We start from the raw sequence: 5277 nt of genomic DNA on the forward strand, positions 1-5277 counted from the left end.
GACGGCATACGAGATCGTGATGTGACTGGAGTTCAGATGTGTGCTCTTCCGATCTATCGAAGCTGGGATTTCGATCAGGAAGAAGGTCTGCTTGATGCCGCCCGGCTTGCACGCATTGTGGTCTCGCCAGGCAGCTCGCTCTCCTACAAGGTCGAGCGCGACATCAAATTCCGCGATACCGTGGTGACGCTGCTGATCGACAATAGCGGTTCGATGCGCGGACGCCCGATTTCAATCGCCGCGATCAGCGCCGACATCATGGCCCGCACGCTCGAACGGTGCGGCGTGAAGACCGAGATTTTGGGCTTCACCACCCGCGCCTGGAAGGGCGGTCAATCGCGCGAGGATTGGCTCGCCGCCGGTCGCCCCGCCATGCCCGGTCGCCTCAACGACTTGCGCCACATCGTCTACAAGAAAGCCGACGAGCCCTGGCGCCGCGCCCGTCGCAACCTCGGCCTGATGATGCGTGAAGGCTTGCTCAAGGAAAATATCGATGGCGAAGCCCTGCTCTGGGCGCACAACCGCCTGATCGCCCGTCCTGAAGACCGCCGCATATTGATGGTGATTTCCGACGGCGCGCCGGTCGACGATTCAACGCTGTCGGTCAATCATGGCGGCTATCTCGAACAGCATCTGCGCCGCGTGATCGAGATGATCGAGAGCCGCAGCCCGGTGCAACTGGTGGCGATCGGCATCGGCCATGCCGTCACCCGCTACTATCGCCGCGCCGTCACCATCATGGATGCCGAGCAACTGGGCGGCACGATGATCGAGCAACTGGCCGGACTGTTTGACGAGGAATAGGCTTGCAATTCGCTGAGGGCGTGACAGAAGTTTAATCGAACGATTAAATCTCTGGAGAGCCGCATATGAACGTCACCGAAGCAGTCGCATCCCGCCGGTCGGTGCGCGAATTTCTCGACAAGCCGGTCGACAAGGCATTGCTCGAAAGCATCCTTACCAAAGCGCAGAACGCACCGTCTGGCGGCAATACGCAGCCGTGGAACGCGGTGATGGCGACGGGTCAGCCGCTCAAAAAATTGCTGGAAGCAGTGGCCGAAGTCGTTCCACAGGGCCCGGCCGCCCATAAACCTGAATATAGTATCTACCCGCCAGAACTCGATGGCCGATATAAGGACGCCCGCTTTGGTGTGGGCGAAGCGATGTATGCAGCACTCGATATCCCCCGCGACAACAAGATGGCGCGGCTGATGTGGTTCGCGCGCAATTTCCGTGCCTTTGATGCGCCGGTGCTGATGCTGATCCACACCCCGCGCTATATGGGCCCGCCGCAATGGTCGGATATCGGCATGTGGCTGCAAACGGTCGCGTTATTGCTGCGTGAGGAAGGGCTGGATTGCTGCTTTCAGGAGGCGTGGGCAATCTATACGCCGCAAATCAGGGCGTGCTTTAACATTCCCGACGATCATATCTTTTTCTGCGGGGCGGCGATCGGCCATCGCGATCCGGATGCGCCGGTGAATAACTTTCCTGTGCCGAGAGCGCCGCTGGATGAAGTGGTGACTTGGCAGGGGTTTTAAAACATCCTCCCCATCGACTTGCGATGGGGAGGGGGACCGCCGCGAAGCGGTGGTGGAGGGGACTATGACGTTTCAATTCCCGTCCGTCAGTTGCTGCGCAACTGCCACCTCCCCATCGCAAGTCGATGGGGAGGATGAAGTGCGCTTGACCTGTCCTATTTCCTAAGCCATCGCCCCGTCCATGTCCGACCTCAAACTCTTCAACAGCCTGACCCGCCAACTGGAGCCCTTCCAGCCCGTCCACCCCGGCGAGGCGCGCGTCTATAGCTGCGGACCGACGGTCTATAATTACCCGCATATCGGCAATATGCGCGCTTATGTGTTCGCCGACACGCTGGGCCGCGTGCTCAGCTACAAGGGCTATAAGCTCACCCACATCATCAACATCACCGATGTTGGCCATCTGACCGACGATGCCGATGCGGGTGAGGACAAGATGGAGAAGATGGCTGCCGAAAAGGCGCAGTCCATCTGGGATATCGCGCGCCATTATACCGAAGCCTACTGGGCCGACATCAAGGCACTCAACATCCGCCAACCGGCCAAATGGTCGATCGCCACCGACTATGTTCCGCAGATGATCGAGTTCGCCAAAAGCATCGCCGACAAACATTGCTATGAGCTGGAAAGCGGGCTGTATTTCGATACCTCGACCGTCGCAAATTATGGTTCACTTGCCCGAGCACAGACCGACGAAGGCGAAGGTCGGATTGAGGCCGTCGAGGGCAAGCGCCATGCGGCCGATTTCGCGATCTGGCGCAAGACGCCGGAGGGCGAAAAGCGTCAGATGGAATGGGACAGCCCCTGGGGCCGCGGCGCGCCCGGCTGGCACCTTGAATGCTCGGTGATGTCGGGCGACCTGCTTGGTTTTCCGTTCGACATCCACACCGGCGGTATTGATCATCGCGAGATCCACCACCCTAACGAAATCGCGCAAAACCAGGCCTTTTGCCACAGCGACCACAGCGGCGCGCGGATGTGGATGCACAATAACTTCCTGATCGAACGCAGCGGCAAGATGAGCAAGAGCGCAGGCGAATTCCTGCGGGTGCAACTGCTGATCGACAAGGGCTTCCACCCCCTCGCCTATCGCCTGATGTGCCTGCAGGCGCATTACAGGAGCGAGCTGGAGTTTAGTTGGGAAGGACTGCAGGCGGCGTTCACAAGGTTGAAACGGATGGTGATGGCGGGTGCGGCGTTGCCGGGGACTTAGCCCGCCCCCGAAAGGACCGCCACGCGCTTGCTGGACCTGTTTGGGCGTTTCGATGCAGCGGTTTCGGATGATCTCAACACCGCCATCGCGTTGACCGCGCTTGAAGAGACACTGTCGCTCAAAAAGATCGATCAAGGGCAGAAGCTGCTTGCCATCGCGCAAATGGACGCAGTGCTGGGTATCGACTTGCTGCAACTTGAACGCGCCAACTTGCGGGTTCAGCCTAAAAATGCGCAAATCAGCGCAACGGAAATCGAAGCTGCCCTGACCAGCCGGAAGGAAGCCCGCGCCAACAAGGATTTCGCGGCGTCCGATGCGATCCGTGACGATCTTATTGCCAAGGGCGTAGAGGTGATGGACGGTGATTCACTCGGTTGGGACTGGAAGCTGGATGTTTGATCGGGAACGACAGAATTCCCCTCCGTCATCGCTTCGCGATGCGACCTCCCCAATGCAAGTCATTGGGGAGGATAAGACTGAGCGTTCGTTTTGCTTCCTCCCCATCGACTTGCGATGGGGAGGTGGCAGGCCGCAGGCCTGACGGAGGGGACTTCGGTGCGTCCGGAAAAACCGTTGGCTTCCATCAAACGCGCTAAGAGGTTTCGGCGCGAATTGACCAAGCCGGAAGTGATGCTGTGGCAAATTCTGCGCCAATCGCCCGGTGGACATAAATTCCGGAAACAGCACCCAGCCGGACACTATGTGCTCGATTTCTTTTGCGCGCGGGCCAATCTGGCAATTGAGGTCGACGGCTTTGCGCATGATAGCGGCGATCGACCGGAACGGGATGCAAGGCGGGATGCGTGGCTGGCTGAGCACCGGATTGATACATTGCGCATTCCTGCTGTTTTCGTTTTGAAAGACGCGACAGAAGCAGTGAATGCGATTATCGCAACAATCGAAGATCGACTTATTTGCTTTGGGAAGGCCCCTCCGTCAGTTGCTAGCGCAACTGCCACCTCCCCATCGCAAGTCGATGGGGAGGAATAGATTGTGACCAAAACCAAATTCGTGGCGTCCAGCCTGATCCGCGCGATGGTCGAGCCGCGTCTGCCTGATTGGGTCGAGGCGCATTGGTATGTTTCCAAGGATGAAGCCATGGAACTCGCGCCGCTCGCCGAAATCGGCTGGTTCGACATGGATGACAAGGCGGACATGGCGGCGCCCATCACCGCGGCAACCAACCTCAAGTGGCTCAACAGCATCTATGCTGGCGTCGATGGCATGCCGCTAGCCGAACTTAAAAAGCGCGGTACCAAAGTCACCAATGGCGCGGGCATCAACGCGATCACCATCGCCGAATATGTCGTCATGGGCATGCTGAATATCGCCAAGGGCTATCGCGAGGTGATGCACGCGCAGGACCGTCACGAATGGCTGATCGATTCGCCCGGCAAGGTTGAGCTTTACGGCTCCAAGGCATTGCTGCTCGGCTATGGCGCGATCGGCAAGCTGATCGAGGAGCGGCTGAAGGCGTTCAATGTCGATGTGACTATCGTCCGCCGCACACCGGGGCCTTCGAGCCTTGCGCCCGATGCCTGGCAGGCTCGGCTGGGCGAGTTTGACTGGGTGATCCTCGCGGTCCCCGCGACGCCCGAAACCGAGGAAATGATAGGCGCAGATGAGCTTGCCGAGATGAAGCAGAGCGCGGTGCTGGTGAATATCGCGCGCGGATCGGTGGTCGATCAGGATGCGCTGGTGAAGGCGTTGCAGGACCAGCAAATTGGTGGCGCGTTTCTCGACGTGACTACGCCCGAGCCGCTCCCTGCCGACCATCCGCTGTGGAGCCTCGGCAATTGCCATATCAGCATGCACCTGTCGGGCCGCGCGCAGGACAAGATGTTCGTTCGGTCTGCCGAACGCTTCCTAGAAAATCTGAAAAATTATCATAAAGGCGAAAGGCTGGAGCCGCTCGTCAACCTCGATCTGGGATACTGAATATGGCACATAACCCCGCAGAAATCTGGCACCGCGTCGCGCTATCGAAGGATGTCGCCGAGATTGAAAAGATCCTGCACGACGACTGTGTTTTCGAAAGCCCCGTGGTGCACACGCCACAAGTCGGCAAAGCGATCACCTCAAAATATCTCGCGGCTGCCGGACACACGCTCGGCAATGATACATTCCGCTATGTCGGCGAATGGCATCGCGAGAACAGCGCGATCCTTGAATTCACGGCTGAAATTGACGGCATCAGAATCAACGGCATCGACATGATTTCATGTGACGATGATGGCCTGATCACCCATTTCAAGGTGATGGTGCGTCCGTTGAAAGCCGTGAACATGCTTCACCAGAAAATGGTCGAGATGCTGGCAGCGATGAAGGGCTAATGCAGCGACTGCGCCTGTTTGTGCCCCTGCTTGCCGGGGCCACCTTCGGTGATCGCAGCTGGGCTGCACTTGGCGCTGGACTGGGTGTGCTGGTTGCCGGTTTGGCCGGGATTGCCATCCAGGCCGGATTTCCGGGCTTGCCTTTCCTGATCGCCCCGATCGGCGCATCTGCGGTATTGGTTTTCGCGGT

General features: G+C 58.8%; 4 protein-coding genes and 2 pseudogenes. All 6 read left to right on the plus strand.

The window, feature by feature from the left end:
* The first annotated feature begins 869 nt into the window (after nucleotides 1–869).
* Nucleotides 870–1541, plus strand: a complete 672-nt coding sequence (locus Q0239_RS02785; protein ID WP_298598053.1) for a nitroreductase — start codon at nucleotides 870–872, stop codon at nucleotides 1539–1541.
* 181 nt (nucleotides 1542–1722) lie between these two features.
* Nucleotides 1723–3153: pseudogene (gene cysS, locus Q0239_RS02790) on the plus strand (cysteine--tRNA ligase).
* Between the two features lie 114 nt (nucleotides 3154–3267).
* Nucleotides 3268–3744, plus strand: a complete 477-nt coding sequence (locus tag Q0239_RS02795; protein ID WP_298598056.1) for an endonuclease domain-containing protein — start codon at nucleotides 3268–3270, stop codon at nucleotides 3742–3744.
* A gap of 3 nt (nucleotides 3745–3747) precedes the next feature.
* On the plus strand, nucleotides 3748–4692 hold the full coding sequence (locus Q0239_RS02800; RefSeq protein ID WP_298598059.1) for a D-2-hydroxyacid dehydrogenase: 945 nt from the start codon (nucleotides 3748–3750) through the stop codon (nucleotides 4690–4692).
* A gap of 2 nt (nucleotides 4693–4694) precedes the next feature.
* Nucleotides 4695–5087 (plus strand): nuclear transport factor 2 family protein, encoded by a 393-nt coding sequence (locus Q0239_RS02805; protein ID WP_298598062.1) that lies wholly within the window; start codon nucleotides 4695–4697, stop codon nucleotides 5085–5087.
* Nucleotides 5087–5277, plus strand: a pseudogene (locus Q0239_RS02810) (HPP family protein); the annotation flags it as partial. The gene Q0239_RS02805 and the pseudogene Q0239_RS02810, both read left to right, overlap by 1 nt.

Origin of the sequence: uncultured Sphingorhabdus sp., from assembly GCF_937872355.1 — a bacterium.
Taxonomy (GTDB): Bacteria; Pseudomonadota; Alphaproteobacteria; order Sphingomonadales; family Sphingomonadaceae; genus Sphingorhabdus_B.